Genomic DNA, 15,738 nt, shown 5'->3' with positions numbered 1-15,738 from the left:
TACGGCGCGTTGAAGTCGCTGTGTCGCCAACACGTTGGGAGGATCTGAATGGACGCCCAAAGCGGAGTGCTCCACGAACTCGAACCGGTTGTCGCGAGCAATCTCGACCGGCATCTGTCGATGGCGCGGGAATGGTTCCCGCACGACTACGTCCCATGGAGCCGGGGGCGCGACTTCGCCTTCCTGGACGGGGAGGACTGGCAGCCCGAGGATTCGCCCCTGAACCACGTCGCCAAGGTGGCCATGACGGTCAACCTGCTGACCGAGGACAATCTGCCGTCCTATCACCGTGAGATCGCCACGCGGTTCTCCCGCGACGGCGCCTGGGGGACCTGGGTAGGGCAGTGGACGGCAGAAGAGGGCCGCCACAGCATCGCGTTGCGCGATTACCTCGTCGTCACGCGCGGAGTGGATCCCGTTGCGCTGGAACGTCTTCGCATGGCCCATACGGTCGCCGGGTACGACTCCGGTGACAAGACGCCGCTGCAGGCGATGGCCTATGTGTCGTTCCAGGAGCTGGCCACCCGGGTGTCTCACCGCAACACCGGGCGGGCGTCGGGTTGTCCGATCGCCGACCAGTTGCTGGCCCGGATCGCCGCGGACGAGAACCTGCACATGGTCTTCTATCGCAATCTGATGGCCGCCGCGCTGGACATCGCGCCCGACGACTCGATGAAGGCCATCCGCGACGAGGTGGTGAACTTCGCCATGCCGGGGCTCGGAATGGCCGACTTCGCGCAGAACGCCATCACCATCGCGAAGGCCGGCATCTACGATCTGCGCGTCCATCACGACGACGTGGTGCAACCGGTGCTGCGCTTCTGGCGGATCTTCGATCGGACCGACTTCGGGCCGGAGGGTGAGAAGGCTCGCGAGGAGCTTGCCCAGTTCCTCGGCGTGGTCGACGAGCGGGCCCGCTACTACGAGGAGAAGCGCGAGCGGGTCGGAGCCGCCTCGTAGCAACTCGACGACCGCGACCGGTGCCGAGAAACGTGTCGGATATCACACCCCCGGAGAGATTCGCCCCGCGTTGATCTTGGGTATCGAGGAGATGTTGGTACGAAACGTTGGCGTAGGTCGGGACGAGCGTGGGTGGTCGGGTATGAATCGGGTTGGTCGTTGGTTGGGCGCGGTGGCGTCGGCGGCATTCGTGACCGGCGGGTGTATAGCCGCCGCCGGTCAGGCCTCCGCGGACTCCTGTGCTGATGTGCAGGTGGTATTCGCCCGGGGCACGTTCGAACCGCCTGGCGTCGGCGGCGTCGGCGACGCGTTCGTCGATGCGTTGCGGGCCAGGACCGGTGGCAAGTCGGTCGATGTCTACGCGGTGAATTACCCAGCGTCGCTTGACTTTGCGACCGCGGCCGACGGCGTGGCCGATGCGAGCAACAAAGTCCGCGCCACTGTGGCGGCCTGTCCCGACACCAAGATCGTGCTGGGCGGTTTCTCGCAGGGTGCGGCGGTGGCCGCCTACCTGACCGAGGACACGGTGCCGCAGGGGTTCGTGTTGCCGCCGAGCATCAGCGGCCCGCTTCCGGCGGAGGTGGCTGATCACGTCGCCGCGGTGGCGTTGTTCGGTAAGCCGTCGAGCGGCTTCCTGCAGATGATCTACACCGGCGCACCGCCGATCACGGTCGGCTCCCGGTACGCCGCCAAGACCGATGATCTGTGCATCCCGGAGGATCCGGTGTGTTCCCCCACCGGCGGTGACAACAATGCGCACAATCTGTACGCGATCAACGGGTTGACGGATCAGGCCGCGGATTACGTGGCGGGCAAGCTTGGCGTCAAGCGGGCGGACCAGAGCGTCGACCAGGCCGCCGGGCGGTAGGAACCCTCACACCGGCGCACGCTACTGTTCGAGCACGTTTTCTCGGACAGGGGAGGGTCAGTGACCGAACAAGAGCAGCCGTTGACGTTTGGGCAGAAGGCCAAGCTGTACCTTCAGGCCGCAGGCGCGTTCGCGCGCAATCCCAAGGCGCTGGTCGCTCTTGTGAAGTACCAGCTGGCGCAGCGGAAGTCGGCCAAAGAAGCCGGCTGACGAGGCTTTTCGTCAGGCCGCAGCCAATTCGCGTGCGATCTGACCGAGCAGCTCCACGCCGGTGGCGATCTGGGATTCGGTGACGTTGGCGTAGCCCAGGATCAGTCCGGGTGGCGCGGTCGCGGTGTCGGCGTAACAGGGCCCCAGGGGTTCGAGTCGGATACGTGACTCTGCGGCGCGCCGGGTGAGCTCCGCGAGGGGGAAGCCGGCCGGGAACCGCACGGTCAGGTGTACTCCCGCGGCCGCACCGAGAACCTCGGCCTGCGGCAGGTGGCGCGCGAGCGCGGCCAGCAGGGCTTCCCGTCGGGCCGGATACCGGCGACGCATCTGACGGAGGTGGCGGTCGTAGCCGCCGGAGGTCAGGAACTGGCTGAACGCGATTTGATCCATCACCGAACTACCGGTGTCGGCAAGGCTTTTGGCCGTTCTGATCCGCTCGATCAGATGGCCGGGCACCACCATCCAGCCGATGCGCAGTCCGGGCGCCAGGGTCTTGCTGGTGGAGCCGAGGTAGATCACCCGATCGGGTGCGACGCCCTGCAATGCGCCCACCGGGGCCCGGTCGTAGCGGTACTCGGCGTCGTAGTCGTCCTCGATGATCAACCGTCCGGGTTGTGCCCATTCCAGCAGCTCGGTGCGCCGGGCCGCCGAGAGCACCACCCCGGTCGGCGATTGGTGCGCCGGGGTGGTCAGCGCCGTGGTCGCCCCGCTGGCGGCCAGCGCGCCGACGTCGATGCCGCTGCCGTCCACCGGGATGGGCAGTGGATCGATACCGTTGTGCCGCAGCACCATCCGGTGTAGCCAGAATCCGGGATCCTCTGTCGCCATGGGGCCGTCCAGGCATCGGGCCAGCAGTGCGATGGCTTGCGTTGCACCCGAGCACAACACCACGAGCCGTGGGTCGGCGACCACGCCCCGGGTGCGCTGCAGGTAGTCGGCCACCGCGGTGCGCGCGGCAGGCAGCCCGTGCGGAGCCACGTAACCGAGCGCGCTGGACTCGATCTCGGCCAGGCCTTGCCGCATGGCCCGCAGCCAGGCCTGACGCGGGAAACTGGTGAGGTCGGGTGAGCCCGGTGCGAAGTCGATGTCGAAGCGCGGGCGGGCCCGGTCGGACCGGACACGGTCCGCGGGCGTGACGTCGACGGCCGCCACCCGGGTGCAGCCGCCCTGGTTGCTGTGCAGGAAACCCTCGGCGGTGAGCTGACCGTAGGCCTCGACCACGAGCCGGCGCGACACCCCGAGGTCGGCCGACAAGACGCGGCTCGACGGCATGCGGGTACCGGGAGTGAGGCGGCCGGACCGGATGCCGTCGCGGAGTCCGTCGGCGAGCTGACGATGCAAGGGCTGCTTGCTGCCCCGGTCGAGTTCGACCAGCAGTTCCGGGGCCGAACTGGTACCCGAAGTTGCCATGAAATTGGAGCCTACTCGGAGACCACTGCGGCGTTAGCGTGATGGCATGGCCAACGCTGCGGGCCCGGTGACGCAAACCCGGCGCTACCCCGAAGTGGTCCTCGCCGTGTTCGGTGTCTACTCGGTGAGCCTCGGGCTGTTCATGCTGCTGGCACCCGGCACGTTCTTCGACACGCTCGGCGCGTTCGGTGTGCGCAACGATCACTACATTCTCGACAACGCGTCGTTCGAGCTGCCGCTCGGACTGATGATGCTGGCGGCCCTCAAATGGCCGCGGTGGCGGGTACCCGCGCTGGCCTTCGCCACCGGGCACTGGGCCCTGCATTCGGTGAGCCACCTGATCGACACGAACCACGCCTCAGGCAGCTGGGTCGGTTGGCTGGAAGCGGTGGGTCTGGTGGTGACGACGGTGCTGTTGGCAATCGCCTTGCGTGCCAGCATGTCCGACGACAAGACAGGAGAACCCTAGATGCGTGTCCTGGTGGCCGGTGCGACGAGTGTCCCGGGAATCCCGTTGCTGCGTGAGCTCAATGCGCGCGGCCACGAGGTCATCGGGGTGACCCGTTCCTCGGGCAAGACGGCCCAGATCTCTGCCGCCGGCGCCAAGCCGGTGGTGGCCGACGTGCTCGACGCGGGCCAGATCGACTCTGCGATGGCTGAATTCGCGCCTGAGGCGGTGGTGAGCCTGCTGACCACGTTGCCCAAGCTGGGGCCCAAGCGGATGAAGGATTTCGAGCCGGCCAGAGAACTGTGGAGCCGGGGTGCGGGCAACCTGGTGGCCGCCGCCCAACGGGCCGGGGTGCGCCGCGTCGTCGCCGAGTCGGTGATCTTCGCCTACGGTTACGGCTCGACCGGCCCCCGACTGATCGACGAGTCCGACCCGTACCCCGGGCCACCGCCCCGTGGCGGCGAACCGATGCTGGCCGCGCTGCGGGGGATGGAACGTGATGTGCTGAGCTCCGGTGAGCACCGCGGCACCGAGGGAATCGTGTTGCGGTACGGCGTCTTCTACGGCGGCGGCGTCACCCACGACGACTTGTTCCGCAGGCTGGCCAAGTGGTGGGCAATGCCGGCGTTGACCGGGACGGGCATCCTGTCGTGGGTACACATCGACGATGTCGCCCGGGCCACGGCCGACGCGCTGGAGAAGGGGCGCGGCGGGCAGATCTACAACATCGTCGACGATCGTCCGCAGTCTTTCGGCGACTACGTCCGGGAACTGAACGCGAACCTGAACCGGCCGCGCCCCTGGCCGATTTCGCATCGGCTGGTCGGATTGGTCGCGCCGTATCCGGCCACCGCGTTCGGCACGGCCTGGCTTCCGCTGTCGAACGCGAAGGCCAAGGCCGAGCTCGGCTGGACGCCTATTCCCCGGTGAACTGCGGCGGGCGCTTCTGGAACATCGCGGTGACGGCCTCGGCCAGATCTTTCGACGGCAGGAAGGCGGAGTTCCAGGCGGCGACGTAGCGCAGGCTCTCGGCCACCCTGGCGGTGCGCTGTTGGTCGAGGACGTCCTTCACCCCGGCGACGGTCAGCGGCGGGTTGGCGGCGATCTCAGCGGCCGTGGCGTGCGCGGCCGCCAGTGAGGCGTCGGCATCGGCGTACACGTCGTTGACCAGACCGATCTTCTCGGCGCGCGCGGCATCAATGTCCTTGCCCGTCAACACCAGCTCGCGCAGATGTCCGTCGGACAGGATCAGTGGCAGCCGGGCCAGGCTGCCTACGTCGGCGACGATGGCCAGCTTGGTCTCGCGCACCGAGAACTTGGCGTCGGTGCTGGCGTAGCGGATGTCGACCGCACTGATCAGGTCGACGCCGCCGCCGATGCACCAGCCGTGGATCGAGGCGATGGTCGGGGTGCGGCAGTCGGCGACGGCCGTGATGGCGCCCTGCATCTTGCGCAGCGTGGTGTGGAAGTCGGCGCGAGCTTTCGCGCCGGCATCCAGGCCGGGCATCGTCGCACCCATCGCCGGCAGGTCGAGGCCGTAACTGAAGTTCTTGCCCGATCCGGTCAGCACGATCGCGCGGACGTCCGGGTCGGCATCGAGCGAGCCGAACACGTCGGGCATCTCGGCCCAGAACGCCGGACCCATCGCGTTGCCCTTGCCGGGACCCAGCAGCGTCACCTGGGCGACGTGGTCCTTGATCTCGACGGAAACGGACTCGTACGTGTCAGACATGGGGTGGACACTACCGAGTATGGATGAACTCGATAGCGCCGAGGCCACGCTCGACGTGCTGCAACGCGTGCTGCACGGCGTCACCGCGGAGGATCTGTCCCGTCCAACACCTTGTCGCGAGTTCGACGTGGCGGGGTTGACGGACCACCTGCTGAACTCGATCACCGTGATCGGCTCGGCGGCCGGTGCGCAGATTCCCGAACGCGAACCCGACGGTTCGGTGGAGGATCAGGTGATCGGCGCGGCGCGGCCCGCCGTGGCGGCATGGCGACGACGCGGGGTCGACGGCACGGTGCCGTTCGGGGCAGGCGAGATGCCCGCGCCCATACCGGCTCAGATCCTGTCGCTGGAATTCCTGGTGCACGCCTGGGATTACGCCGAGGCGACGGGCCAGACGGTGGAGGTGTCGGACGACGCTCCCGAACAGATCCTGGAATGGTCCCGCGCCGTCCTCACACCTGAGGGACGGGTGCGGGCCGGTTTCGACGATCCGGTCACGGTTGCCGACGACGCGCCGGCACTCGACCGGCTGCTGGCCTTCACCGGCCGCCGGCCGCTCGGTTAGACGCGCTGCAGGTAGAAGTACAGGTAGCGGCCGTCGACCACGGCGCCCTTGCCGTTCATGATGCCCACCACGGTGTTGTCGTCGACCACCTTGAAGTGATCGTGCACGGGGCGGCCGTCGTAGACCATGGTCGCGGTCACCTCGCCGCGGAACTCCTCCAGCCACAGGCTGGCCTCGCCGTTCATGGCCTCGGTGTTGGAGAACTTGTTGCCCTGGGCGTCCAGGCACACCAGCGGCTGGGCCTCGGCGGCCGAGCGGAAGGTCTTGCCGAACCAGTTGAGCTTGTTCATGAACCCGTTGGCCTTGTGGCCGGTCTGGAATTCGCCGCCCTTCCACTCGCCGAGCATGAAGTCGATGCTCGCGGGCCGCAGCAGCGCCCAGAAGGCGTCGAGTTCGGCGTCGGGGATCTGCCCCTCGCGGCTGACGAATCCGTCGAACGTGCCACGTGCACCGTTCACTTCGTCTCTCCTGTCCGGGTCCCGGCGTCACCCGCGATCCAGCGGGTGGCGAATTCCAGGAAGGCATTGTTCTCGTGCGGGGCCCCGATGGTGACCCGCACGCCGTCCTCACCGTACGGGCGCACGATGAGCCGGTTGTCGGCGGCCCTCGCCACGAAGTCCAGCGTGCGTTCGGCCAACGGCAGCCAGACGAAGTTCGCCTGCGACGGCGGGAATTCGTATCCGGCTTCGCGCAGGGCCGCGCTGACCCGGATGCGTTCGGCGACGACGGCGTCGGTGCGGGCCAGCAGTTCGTCGGCGGCTTCCAGGCTGGCGATGGCGGCGGCCTGCGACACGCTCGTCGCGCTGAAGGGCACGTAGACCTTGCCCAGCGCGGTGATGATCTCCGGATCGGCGACGGCGTACCCGACGCGCATTCCGGCCAACCCGTAGGCCTTCGAGAAGGTGCGCAGAACAACCACATTGCGGTGCGCGCGGACCAGTCCGAAGCTGTCGGGCACCAAGCCGTCGCGGATGTACTCCACGTAGGCCTCGTCGAGCACGATCAGGATGTCGTCGGGCACCGCCGCCACGAACCGCGCCAGCGCCTCGGGCTCGACCACGGTGGAAGTCGGGTTGTTCGGGTTGCAGACGAAGATCAGCCGGGTGCGGTCGGTGATCGCGGCGAGCATGGCGTCGAGATCGTGAATCTCGTCACGCAGCGGGACTGCGACACCCGTCGCGCCTGCGGTGCGGATCTGCAGCGGATAGATCTCGAAACTGCGCCATCCGTACACGACTTCGTCGCCTGCGGCGGATGTGATTTGTATCAACTGCTGGCACAGGCTCACCGATCCGCAGCCCACGGCGATGTTCTCCGGCGCGAAGCCGACGTGCTTGGCGAGGTGTTCGCGCAGGTCAAGGTACCCGTTGTCGGGGTAGCGGTTGATATTCTCGGTGGCTTTGAGGATCGCCTCGCGCACGCTGGGAAGCGGCGGAAACACCGTTTCGTTGCTCGCGATCTTGATTGCGCCCGGGACTGTTTTGCCTGGTGCGTACGCCGGAAGGTCGGCCATTTCGGGGCGCAGACGGATGCTCACTTGGCCAGAATAGGTGAGGCTGTGTACTGTGTGCCCTCGGCGGTTTCGGGCGACAGGACGGAGTCCGGTACCCTCACAGAAGTTCAAAGGAGGCGTGCCAGAGCGGCCGAATGGGACTCACTGCTAATGAGTTGTCCCCCTTACAGGGGACCGGAGGTTCAAATCCTCTCGCCTCCGCCAAGGTTGACTTGTCAACCGCACAACTGAATAACGCTAGGCGCCCGTAGCTCAACGGATAGAGCATCTGACTACGGATCAGAAGGTTAGGGGTTCGAATCCCTTCGGGCGCACTCTGAAAAAATCGAGGCGCGGTCTGCGGACCGCGCCTCGATTTGTTTGTTCGAGGGCCTTGTTTCATCGAGATCGACACCAGGGCTGTGGTTCGCGTGAAGCTACGACCCTGGTGTCGATCTCGGCGCATCGCCCCCAGGATCGCGGCGGGCCTACTCGGAAGCGACGGCGGTCGCGATGTCGACGGCCATCTCGCGCAGCACGTCGTCGGTCACGAACTGGCGCGCGGTCTGGCGGTTCAGCCGCAACACGGAGACCAGGAGCTCGATGTGGCCGGCCACCTGGACCCGGGCCAGCTCCGGCGGGAGATGCAGCCCGTGCAGATCGGCCAGATAGCCGCGCAGCACGGTGACGCGATCGTTCATCCACGGTGACCGGCCGGCCACCGTGGATGTCGAGGTCTTCAGCTGTCCGATGTACCGGCGCCGCCGAGGCTGCTCGAACAGGCCGTGGTGGGATTGACGTGCGGACGCCGCGGGCCGCGGCCGCGTCCGCACGCTGACATCACCGTGCGGTGAAGCGCATCCGGTGAATGCCGCCGTGCGCATGACCTTGGCGGTTGCCATGGCGTGTCTGTGACCCATCGTTCCCGTACCTGCCGACAATTGTTGTTTGCCAGTTAACTTTACGGGAACGTCTCAGGTTCAGCTCAGCTTCGGGCGGGAGCTCAGTTCCACAGCACCGCGATTGCCGACGCGAGCAGGGGCAGCACGCCTGCGGCGATGAACAGGCCCATGACCGGTTGGCCGCCCGCGCGCCGCTGGCGTGCGGTGCCGATGCCGAGTACCGCGCCGAGCGCGATCAGGATGATCAGCTTGGTGCCGATCTTGGGGTAGTTCAGGACGATGCCGGCCGGCCACGGCGCGGCCAGGGCCAGACCGGTGATGAGCGACAGCGTCATGCCGTAGGTCATCACCGGGGTGATCAGGAAGCGTCGGGCCGCTGCCTCGGCGATCCAGGCGCCGACCATGACCGCGAAGCCGATGAGATGCGCATAAACAACTACGTTGCGTAGTAGATCCATGGTCGGAGTGTGAGCGGCGCTGGCCGCCTGCGGGCCCGAACCCGCCGCTGCGCTTCCGGGGCTCATCGGCATCGGTCAACTAGGCTCGGCTGGATGCGGCTGCTGCTCATCGCCGATACCCATGTACCCAAGCGCGCCAAGGATCTCCCGGCGCAGGTGTGGGACGAGGTGGACCAAGCGGATGTCGTTGTCCACGCCGGTGATTGGATCGATCCCGCCCTGCTCGACGCGCTCAGCTCGCGGGCGGCGCATCTGATCGGCTGTTGGGGCAACAACGACGGTGCCGAGCTGCGGCGGCGATTGCCCGAGCGTGCCGACGTGACGTTGGACGGCCTGCGGTTCACCGTTGTCCACGAGACGGGTGCGGCCACCGGCAGGGAGGCCCGGATGGCCCGGGATTACCCCGGGACCGATGTCCTGATCTTCGGTCACAGTCACATCCCGTGGGACACCACCGCGAAAACCGGCCTGCGCCTGCTCAATCCGGGATCGCCGACCGACCGTCGCAGGCAGCCGTACTGCACGTACATGACCGCGCAGATCGACTCGGGAGTGCTCGGCGAGGTCACGCTGCACACGGTGGACCGATCCTGACCGGACGCGAAGGCTAGCTCGCCTCGCCCTCGCAGATCAGTGTGATGTGCTTGGTGGCCCAGTTACCCAGTGGTTCAAGGGCATCCAGCAGCTCCTCGCCGGCGGGGGTCATGGAGTACTCGACCCGCGGCGGCACCTCGTGGTAGCTCTCCCGGTGCACCACGCCGTGGCGCTGGAGTTCCTTGAGGTGCTGGGTCAGCATCTTCTGGGACACCCCGGGCAGGCTGCGATGCAGTGCGTTGAACCGCTTCGGTCCTTCTTGAAGCTCCCAGAGGATGAGCGGTTTCCACTTGCCGTCCACCACGGCGAACGCCGCATCCAGCCCGCAGGTGAACTTGCCGAGTTGAGCCATCGGACATCCTTGCTGCTCAGGGTCAATAGTTTCGAAAAAGTAAGTATCGCACTAAATAGTGGGTACTTGTTCAGAGGTTAGCGTTGCTTCAACGATGATGACATGACAACGACACAGCCATCGGTCAGTTTCCTCGGTCTCGGCGCCATGGGATCACAGCTGGCTCGCACCGCCCTCGGCGCGGGCCACCCCACCCTCGTCTGGAATCGCACCGCCGCACGGGTCGCCCCGCTCGTCGAGGAGGGAGTCACCGCCCTGGCCACACCGGCCGACGCGCTCGTCGCCGCCCTCATCGTGGTCTGCTTGTTCGATCAGGCTTCGGTGCATGAGGTCCTCGACCCAGTGGCCGACCGGCTGGCCGGGCGCCGCCTGCTGAACCTGACCACGACCTCACCGGAAGGCGCACGCGAGCTGGCCCGGTGGGCCGCCGGCCACGGGGCCGAGTACCTCGACGGCGGCATCATGGCGACACCGGAGATGATCGCGACGCCGCAGTCGGCGATCCTCTACAGCGGCTCGGCCGCGGTGTTCGAGGACCACCGCACGTTCCTCGAACTCTGGGGCAGCGCTGAGTACTTCGGCGACGATGCCGGCATGGCGTCGCTCTACGACCTGGCGCTGCTGTCGGCCATGTACGTGATGTTCGCGGGTTTCGTCCACGGCGCTGCCATGGTGGGGGCGGCAGGCGTGCCGGCGAAGGAGTTCGCCGCCCGCACCGCGGCGTGGCTGCCTGCCCTCATGCCCGCGGTCGCCGAGTACGCGACCGTCATCGACGGCGGGGACTACACGGTGCCCGGCCAGCAGAGTCTGTATTTCTCCGATCTCACCGACATCGTCAACGCCAGCCGGGACCAGGGGATCAGCACCGAGGTCGTCGACATGGTGCAGCGGTTGATCCACCGGCAGATCGACGCCGGCCACGGCGACGAGGGCTTCGCCCGCATCTTCGAGAGCGTCAGGAACGGGTCGGCGGCATGACCACTACCGTGAGCGTGCTCGGCCTCGGTCCGATGGGGCAGGCCCTGGCCGGGGCCCTGGTCGCGGCGAATATCCCTACCACCGTGTGGAATCGGACGCCTGCCAAAGCCGACACGCTGCTGGCCCGTGGCGCGCTGTGGGCCGACACGCCCGCGGCGGCAGTGGCGGCCGGCGACCTCATCCTGGTGAACGTCGTCGATCAGGCGGCCGCGGACGCGGTGCTGGAAGTCGCGGGAGACGCGGTCGCGGGCCGGGTGGTCGTCGGATTGTCCTCAGATGTCCCCGATTCGGCGCAGCGAACGGAGGAACTGGTGACCGCCCGGGGCGGACGGTATCTGGACGGCGCCATCATGACACCGACCGACACCATCGGAACGGCGAGCGCCAGCATCCTTTTCGCCGGACCGCGGGAGCTCTTCGACACCCACCGACCGGTGTTCGACGCGCTTGCGTCGGTCAGCTGGGTCGGCGAGGACATCGGCCGTGCCGCAGCCTTCGACATGGCGCTGCTGGATGTGTTCTGGACCTCGGTCAGCGGATTCGTGCATGCCCTGGCAATGGCCGGCGCACATGGCATCGCGCCCACCGAGCTGCTGCCGCACGCGAACAACATCGCCGCGATCCTGCCGCCGATCTTCGGCGAGATCGCCGAACGTGTCGAAGCCGGCCGGCACACCGATCCCAGTGCGTCGGTGTCCTCGGTGGCGGCCTCGGTCCGGCATCTGATCGCGGCGTCGGAGGCAGCGGGTCTGGATGCCGGTGCCCTGGAGGCCTTCCGGGGCTATGTGGACGCGGCCGTCGACGCCGGGCACGGGGCCGACGAGATCAGCCGGATCCGTCCGATCGGCGATACCGTGCCGACACCTTGAGGTGGCAGGCTCGTCAGCATGGAGCAGAAGCCGCCCGCGGCCGTCATCGAGGCCGCCCATCGCGCACACCTGACGAGCCTGCCCTTCGGGGACACCAGAGATTTCGAGGACACCGACCGCGGCTTCATCGCCGCGCTGGAACCGTGTGTGGTGCGGGCCGCTGACGGAACCGTGGTGTGGGACAACGACGCCTATGCCTTCCTCGAGGGGGATGCGCCGACATCGGTACACCCCAGCCTGTGGCGCCAGTCGCAGCTGTGCGCCAAACAGGGGCTCTACGAGGTGGTTCCGGGCATCTATCAGGTGCGCGGGCTGGACATCTCGAACATCAGCTTCATCGAGGGCGACACCGGTGTCATCGTCATCGACCCGTTGATCTCCACCGAGGTGGCCGCGGCGGCCTTCGGCCTGTACCGCGAGCACCGCGGGGACCGGCCGGTCGTCGCGGTCATCTACACCCACAGCCACGGCGACCACTTCGGCGGAGTCCTCGGCGTCACCAACCAGGCCGACGTCGACGCAGGCAAGGTGGCGGTGCTGGCACCCGAGGGCTTCGTCGAACACGCGGTGCAGGAGAACGTCTACGCCGGCACCGCGATGACCCGTCGCGCCACCTACATGTACGGCACGCAACTCGACCGCGGCCCGCATGGGCAGGTGGGCTGTGGCCTCGGCCAGAACACGTCCACGGGTGAGGTGGCGCTGATCGTGCCGACGGTCGACATCCGCCGTACCGGCGAGACGCACACCATCGACGGCGTCGAGATCGAGTTCCAGATGGCGCCCGGCACCGAGGCGCCCGCCGAGATGCACTTCTACTTCCCCAAGTTCCGCGCGCTGTGTATGGCGGAGAACGCCACGCACAACCTGCACAACCTGTTGACCCTGCGCGGTGCGCTGGTGCGTGATCCGCACGGCTGGGCGGGGTACCTCACCGAGGCCATCGACACCTTCGCCGACCGCGCCGACGTGGTTTTCGCCTCGCATCACTGGCCGACGTGGGGACGCGAGCGGATCGTGGAATTCCTGTCACTGCAACGGGATCTGTACGCCTACCTGCATGACCAGACGTTGCGCCAGCTGAACCGGGGCTATACCGGGGTCGAGATCGCCGAGCAGTTCCAGCTGCCGCCCGCGCTGGAGAGCGCCTGGCATGCCCACGGGTACTACGGCTCGGTCAACCACAACGTCAAGGCGATCTACCAGCGCTACATGGGCTGGTTCGACGGCAACCCGGGCCGGTTGTGGCCGCACCCGCCCGAAGCTTTGGCGCCCCGCTACGTCGAGGCGATGGGCGGAGTGGACCGGGTCGTCGAGCTGGCCCGCAAGGCCTTCGACGAGGGAGATTTCCGCTGGGCGGCAACGCTTCTCGATCACGTGATGTTCACCGACGCCGATCACGCCGCGGCCCGGGCGCTCTATGCCGACACCTTCGAACAGCTCGCGTACGGGGCGGAGAACGCCACGTGGCGCAACTTCTTCCTGTCCGGTGCGACAGAACTGCGGGTGGGCAAGTTCGGTACCGCCGGTCAGCTGGCCGCTCCGACGATGCTGGCCCAGCTGAGCCCCGAGCAGATGTTCGACGTCCTCGCGATCAGCATCAACGGGCCGCGGGCCTGGGATCTCGACCTGGCCATCGACGTGACCTTCCTCGATACCGCCGTCAACTACCGGCTCACGCTGCGCAACGGAGTGCTGGTCTACCGCAAGGCCGCAGCTGACGAGGGGAGTGCGCGCGCCACCGTCAAGCTGGCGAACAAGCTGCGACTGCTGGCCTTCGCGGCGGGAGACGCGACCTCACCGGGCTTGGAGGTCACCGGTGACCCCGAGGCCCTGCCGGCCCTGCTGGCGGCATTGGACCGGCCCGATCCGAACTTCGACATCGTCACGCCGTGAGGTGAACAGAACTTTACATATATAGACACCAGGTAAAAATTCCAAACTTGTATTGACAAGTTGTGGTGATGCGGACCACAGTATCCGCATGGGAAATCACAGCTACGACGTCGTGGTGGTCGGCGCAGGCATCGTCGGCCTCGCGCACGCCTACCACGCGCAGCAGCGGGGACTGAGCGTCGCCGTTGTCGATCACGCCGACGGTGTCGTCGGTGCCTCGGTCCAGAACTTCGGCCACGCCTGCATCACCGCGCAGTCCGGTCAAGCGCTCGACTATGCCCGCAACGGCCGTCAGCACTGGCTCGACCTGTCTCGCAAGGCCGGGTTCTGGTCGGCCGAGTCCGGCACCTTCTGCGTCGCGCGTCACGACGACGAACTTGCGGTGATGGACGAGTTCGCCACCGCCCGCGGGACAGGTGAGGCGCGGTTGCTCAGCCGCGAGCAGATCCTCGAGCGGATCCCCGTGGTCGCGTCCGGGGTCACCGGCGGCATGTACCTGCCGAACGACCTACAGGTCGATCCGCGGACGGCCGCTCCGTCGATCGCGCGGTGGCTCGAATCCGAAGGCGTCGACTTCCATTGGCGTACCGCGGCTTCCGAGTTCGAGGCCGGTGTGGTGCACACCTCGCGCGGACCGCTGCGTGCGGGTACGACGTTCGTCACCGTCAACTACGACGTCGACCGGCTGTTCCCCGCGCTGGCCGAACGCGACGGCCTGCTGCGGTGCCGGCTGCACATGCTGCGTGCCCGGCTGCCGCTGGCCTTCGCCCTGCCTGCGCCCCTGTTCACCGGGTGGTCGCTGCTGAGGTACTCGGGATTCGAGGGGCTCCCGAGTACCGGCGCGGTCGCCGACCGGTTGCGGGCGGAGCATCCCGACTACGTCGCGATCGACCTGCACCAGATGTACACCCCGCAGCCCGACGGCTCACTGCTGATCGGCGACACCCACTACCGCGACATCTCCGCGCCGCCGTTCCAGTCCGAAGAGGGCTTCGCCGTCCTCCTCGAAGAGGCCCGGAAACTGTTCGGGGTCAAGGATATCGAGGTCACCGAGCGCTGGCAGGGCGTGTACACCTCCGCGCCCGACCAGGAGTTCCTGCTCGAACAGCCCGTCGAGGGCACCCATGTCGTCACCGTCACCACCGGTATCGGCATGACCACCAGCATGGGCCTGGCCCACGCCAGCGTCGGCAACGCGCTGGACCGACTCGTCGCCACCGTCTGAACGAACCAATTCGAAGGGATAAACCAATGGGCACCAAAGCAACCGATCCGATCAGCCTCGTCGTGTTCGACATGGCAGGCACCACCGTCGAGGACAGCGGGCTGGTTCAGCAGTCCTTCCTGGCCGCCGACACTCACGCCGGCCTGTCGAAGACCGACGCCGACCGCGAGGAGATGCTGCGCTACGTCTCCGACACCATGGGGCAGTCCAAGATCGTGGTGTTCCGGCACCTGGCCAAGGGCAACGAGGAGCAGGCGCAGTCGGCGAACAAGGAGTTCGAGCGCTGCTACGCCCAGCTGGTCGCCGAGGGCAACTGCAGCCCGATCCCGGGCGCGGAAGATGTCATTACATCTTTGCGTTCCAGCGGCATCAAGACCGCGCTGACCACCGGGTTCGCCCAAGAGACCCAGACGGCCATCATCGAGGCGCTCGGCTGGCAGAACCTCGCCGATGTGGTGTTGTGCCCGTCGGCGGGAGTCCGCGGCCGGCCCTACCCGGACATGCCGCTGACCGCGCTGATGCAGACCCAAACCGACTCGGTGCGTTCGATGATCGTGCTCGGTGACACCTCATCGGATGTCATCAGCGGCCTGCGCGCCGGGGCGCGGGCCTCGATCGGCGTGCTGACCGGGGCGCACAACCGGGCCCAGCTGTCCGAGGCGGGTGCCACGCACATCCTCGACAGCGTCGCCGATCTCCCCGCTCTGGTGGCAGCCCTCCGATAGTCCGCCAACCTCTACAGCCCTGCGGCGGTCGGTCGTAGGCCGCGCCTCCCGACC

At 67.3% G+C, this 15,738-nt stretch carries 19 protein-coding genes and 2 tRNA genes; 14 read left to right on the top strand and 7 right to left on the bottom strand.

Annotated elements, in window-relative coordinates; genetic code table 11:
- The first annotated feature begins 48 nt into the window (after positions 1 to 48).
- From G6N57_RS04275 to G6N57_RS04265, 3 genes are all read left to right on the top strand, one after another.
- Entirely contained in the window at positions 49 to 960 is a 912-nt protein-coding gene (locus G6N57_RS04275) for an acyl-ACP desaturase (RefSeq protein ID WP_077740637.1), read from the top strand.
- 142 nt (positions 961 to 1,102) lie between these two features.
- Positions 1,103 to 1,828 (top strand): cutinase family protein, encoded by a 726-nt coding sequence (locus tag G6N57_RS04270; RefSeq protein WP_097926384.1) that lies wholly within the window; start codon positions 1,103 to 1,105, stop codon positions 1,826 to 1,828.
- 60 nt (positions 1,829 to 1,888) lie between these two features.
- Positions 1,889 to 2,038, top strand: a complete 150-nt coding sequence (locus tag G6N57_RS04265; RefSeq protein WP_162563942.1) for a hypothetical protein — start codon at positions 1,889 to 1,891, stop codon at positions 2,036 to 2,038.
- A 12-nt stretch (positions 2,039 to 2,050) separates the two neighbouring features.
- Here G6N57_RS04265 and pdxR read toward each other — a convergent pair whose 3' ends face one another.
- Complete coding sequence (pdxR, locus tag G6N57_RS04260) at positions 2,051 to 3,448, bottom strand: MocR-like pyridoxine biosynthesis transcription factor PdxR (RefSeq protein WP_077740636.1); 1,398 nt, start codon at positions 3,446 to 3,448, stop codon at positions 2,051 to 2,053.
- A 46-nt stretch (positions 3,449 to 3,494) separates the two neighbouring features.
- On the opposite strand from pdxR, the gene G6N57_RS04255 reads away from it, so the two are divergent.
- A complete protein-coding gene (locus tag G6N57_RS04255) occupies positions 3,495 to 3,917 on the top strand; it encodes a hypothetical protein (protein WP_077740635.1) in 423 nt (140 codons plus the stop codon).
- Positions 3,918 to 4,826 carry an NAD-dependent epimerase/dehydratase family protein gene (locus G6N57_RS04250; RefSeq protein WP_077740634.1) on the top strand — a complete coding sequence of 303 codons (909 nt, stop codon included), beginning with the start codon at positions 3,918 to 3,920 and terminating at the stop codon, positions 4,824 to 4,826. It begins immediately after the preceding gene.
- Here the strand turns inward: G6N57_RS04250 and G6N57_RS04245 are convergent.
- The gene (locus G6N57_RS04245; protein WP_077740633.1) at positions 4,813 to 5,628 is read right to left on the bottom strand and encodes a crotonase/enoyl-CoA hydratase family protein; all 816 of its coding nucleotides are present in this window, start codon (positions 5,626 to 5,628) and stop codon (positions 4,813 to 4,815) included. The genes G6N57_RS04250 and G6N57_RS04245 overlap by 14 nt on opposite strands.
- A 19-nt stretch (positions 5,629 to 5,647) precedes the next feature.
- Here G6N57_RS04245 and G6N57_RS04240 point away from each other — a divergent pair, with 19 nt between their 5' ends.
- The gene (locus G6N57_RS04240; RefSeq protein ID WP_077740632.1) at positions 5,648 to 6,193 is read left to right on the top strand and encodes a TIGR03086 family metal-binding protein; all 546 of its coding nucleotides are present in this window, start codon (positions 5,648 to 5,650) and stop codon (positions 6,191 to 6,193) included.
- Here G6N57_RS04240 and G6N57_RS04235 read toward each other — a convergent pair.
- Both G6N57_RS04235 and hisC read right to left on the bottom strand, forming a co-directional pair.
- Positions 6,190 to 6,651: a DUF4334 domain-containing protein gene (locus tag G6N57_RS04235; RefSeq protein ID WP_077740631.1), complete on the bottom strand. Its 462-nt coding sequence runs from the start codon at positions 6,649 to 6,651 to the stop codon at positions 6,190 to 6,192. The genes G6N57_RS04240 and G6N57_RS04235 overlap by 4 nt on opposite strands.
- Positions 6,648 to 7,730 carry a histidinol-phosphate transaminase gene (gene hisC, locus G6N57_RS04230; protein WP_077740630.1) on the bottom strand — a complete coding sequence of 361 codons (1,083 nt, stop codon included), beginning with the start codon at positions 7,728 to 7,730 and terminating at the stop codon, positions 6,648 to 6,650. Before hisC ends, G6N57_RS04235 begins: the two co-directional genes overlap by 4 nt.
- A gap of 88 nt (positions 7,731 to 7,818) precedes the next feature.
- Here hisC and G6N57_RS04225 point away from each other — a divergent pair.
- Positions 7,819 to 7,910, top strand: a tRNA-Ser gene (locus tag G6N57_RS04225).
- A 37-nt stretch (positions 7,911 to 7,947) separates the two neighbouring features.
- Positions 7,948 to 8,020: transfer RNA gene (locus G6N57_RS04220), tRNA-Arg, on the top strand.
- A 153-nt stretch (positions 8,021 to 8,173) separates the two neighbouring features.
- Here G6N57_RS04220 and G6N57_RS04215 read toward each other — a convergent pair.
- Positions 8,174 to 8,587, bottom strand: coding sequence for a hypothetical protein (locus tag G6N57_RS04215; RefSeq protein WP_097926385.1), 414 nt, complete (start codon positions 8,585 to 8,587; stop codon positions 8,174 to 8,176).
- 101 nt (positions 8,588 to 8,688) lie between these two features.
- A complete protein-coding gene (locus tag G6N57_RS04210; protein ID WP_065459623.1) occupies positions 8,689 to 9,045 on the bottom strand; it encodes a Fe-S protein in 357 nt (118 codons plus the stop codon).
- A gap of 93 nt (positions 9,046 to 9,138) precedes the next feature.
- Between G6N57_RS04210 and G6N57_RS04205 the strand changes: the two genes are divergently transcribed.
- Positions 9,139 to 9,639, top strand: coding sequence for a metallophosphoesterase family protein (locus tag G6N57_RS04205; protein ID WP_077740628.1), 501 nt, complete (start codon positions 9,139 to 9,141; stop codon positions 9,637 to 9,639).
- Positions 9,640 to 9,652: 13 nt separating this feature from the next.
- Here the strand turns inward: G6N57_RS04205 and G6N57_RS04200 are convergent, their stop codons facing one another.
- Positions 9,653 to 9,991 carry a winged helix-turn-helix transcriptional regulator gene (locus G6N57_RS04200; RefSeq protein WP_077740627.1) on the bottom strand — a complete coding sequence of 113 codons (339 nt, stop codon included), beginning with the start codon at positions 9,989 to 9,991 and terminating at the stop codon, positions 9,653 to 9,655.
- A gap of 102 nt (positions 9,992 to 10,093) precedes the next feature.
- Here G6N57_RS04200 and G6N57_RS04195 point away from each other — a divergent pair, with 102 nt between their 5' ends.
- The 5 genes from G6N57_RS04195 (at position 10,094) to G6N57_RS04175 (ending at position 15,684) form a co-directional block, all read left to right on the top strand.
- On the top strand, positions 10,094 to 10,969 hold the full coding sequence (locus G6N57_RS04195) for an NAD(P)-dependent oxidoreductase (protein WP_077740626.1): 876 nt from the start codon (positions 10,094 to 10,096) through the stop codon (positions 10,967 to 10,969).
- Positions 10,966 to 11,838 carry an NAD(P)-dependent oxidoreductase gene (locus G6N57_RS04190; protein WP_077740625.1) on the top strand — a complete coding sequence of 291 codons (873 nt, stop codon included), beginning with the start codon at positions 10,966 to 10,968 and terminating at the stop codon, positions 11,836 to 11,838. Before G6N57_RS04195 ends, G6N57_RS04190 begins: the two co-directional genes overlap by 4 nt.
- Positions 11,839 to 11,856: 18 nt before the next feature.
- Positions 11,857 to 13,734 carry an alkyl/aryl-sulfatase gene (locus G6N57_RS04185; protein ID WP_077740624.1) on the top strand — a complete coding sequence of 626 codons (1,878 nt, stop codon included), beginning with the start codon at positions 11,857 to 11,859 and terminating at the stop codon, positions 13,732 to 13,734.
- An 88-nt stretch (positions 13,735 to 13,822) separates the two neighbouring features.
- Complete coding sequence (locus tag G6N57_RS04180; protein ID WP_077740623.1) at positions 13,823 to 14,959, top strand: TIGR03364 family FAD-dependent oxidoreductase; 1,137 nt, start codon at positions 13,823 to 13,825, stop codon at positions 14,957 to 14,959.
- Positions 14,960 to 14,985: 26 nt separating this feature from the next.
- Positions 14,986 to 15,684, top strand: coding sequence for a phosphonatase-like hydrolase (locus G6N57_RS04175; protein WP_077740622.1), 699 nt, complete (start codon positions 14,986 to 14,988; stop codon positions 15,682 to 15,684).
- Positions 15,685 to 15,738: the final 54 nt, after the last annotated feature.

Origin of the sequence: Mycolicibacterium boenickei (assembly GCF_010731295.1) — a bacterium.
Classification (GTDB): Bacteria; Actinomycetota; Actinomycetes; order Mycobacteriales; family Mycobacteriaceae; genus Mycobacterium; species Mycobacterium boenickei.
This window is presented reverse-complemented; position numbering and strand designations above follow the sequence as displayed.

Coding starts and splice junctions, on each gene's coding strand:
- G6N57_RS04275 (WP_077740637.1), top strand. CDS start 49: ATGGACGCCCAAAGCGGAGTGCTCCACGAACTCGAACCGGTTGTCGCG.
- G6N57_RS04270 (WP_097926384.1), top strand. CDS start 1,103: ATGAATCGGGTTGGTCGTTGGTTGGGCGCGGTGGCGTCGGCGGCATTC.
- pdxR (WP_077740636.1), bottom strand. CDS start 3,448: ATGGCAACTTCGGGTACCAGTTCGGCCCCGGAACTGCTGGTCGAACTC.
- G6N57_RS04255 (WP_077740635.1), top strand. CDS start 3,495: ATGGCCAACGCTGCGGGCCCGGTGACGCAAACCCGGCGCTACCCCGAA.
- G6N57_RS04250 (WP_077740634.1), top strand. CDS start 3,918: ATGCGTGTCCTGGTGGCCGGTGCGACGAGTGTCCCGGGAATCCCGTTG.
- G6N57_RS04245 (WP_077740633.1), bottom strand. CDS start 5,628: ATGTCTGACACGTACGAGTCCGTTTCCGTCGAGATCAAGGACCACGTC.
- G6N57_RS04240 (WP_077740632.1), top strand. CDS start 5,648: ATGGATGAACTCGATAGCGCCGAGGCCACGCTCGACGTGCTGCAACGC.
- G6N57_RS04215 (WP_097926385.1), bottom strand. CDS start 8,587: ATGGCAACCGCCAAGGTCATGCGCACGGCGGCATTCACCGGATGCGCT.
- G6N57_RS04210 (WP_065459623.1), bottom strand. CDS start 9,045: ATGGATCTACTACGCAACGTAGTTGTTTATGCGCATCTCATCGGCTTC.
- G6N57_RS04205 (WP_077740628.1), top strand. CDS start 9,139: ATGCGGCTGCTGCTCATCGCCGATACCCATGTACCCAAGCGCGCCAAG.
- G6N57_RS04200 (WP_077740627.1), bottom strand. CDS start 9,991: ATGGCTCAACTCGGCAAGTTCACCTGCGGGCTGGATGCGGCGTTCGCC.
- G6N57_RS04195 (WP_077740626.1), top strand. CDS start 10,094: ATGACAACGACACAGCCATCGGTCAGTTTCCTCGGTCTCGGCGCCATG.
- G6N57_RS04190 (WP_077740625.1), top strand. CDS start 10,966: ATGACCACTACCGTGAGCGTGCTCGGCCTCGGTCCGATGGGGCAGGCC.
- G6N57_RS04185 (WP_077740624.1), top strand. CDS start 11,857: ATGGAGCAGAAGCCGCCCGCGGCCGTCATCGAGGCCGCCCATCGCGCA.
- G6N57_RS04180 (WP_077740623.1), top strand. CDS start 13,823: ATGGGAAATCACAGCTACGACGTCGTGGTGGTCGGCGCAGGCATCGTC.
- G6N57_RS04175 (WP_077740622.1), top strand. CDS start 14,986: ATGGGCACCAAAGCAACCGATCCGATCAGCCTCGTCGTGTTCGACATG.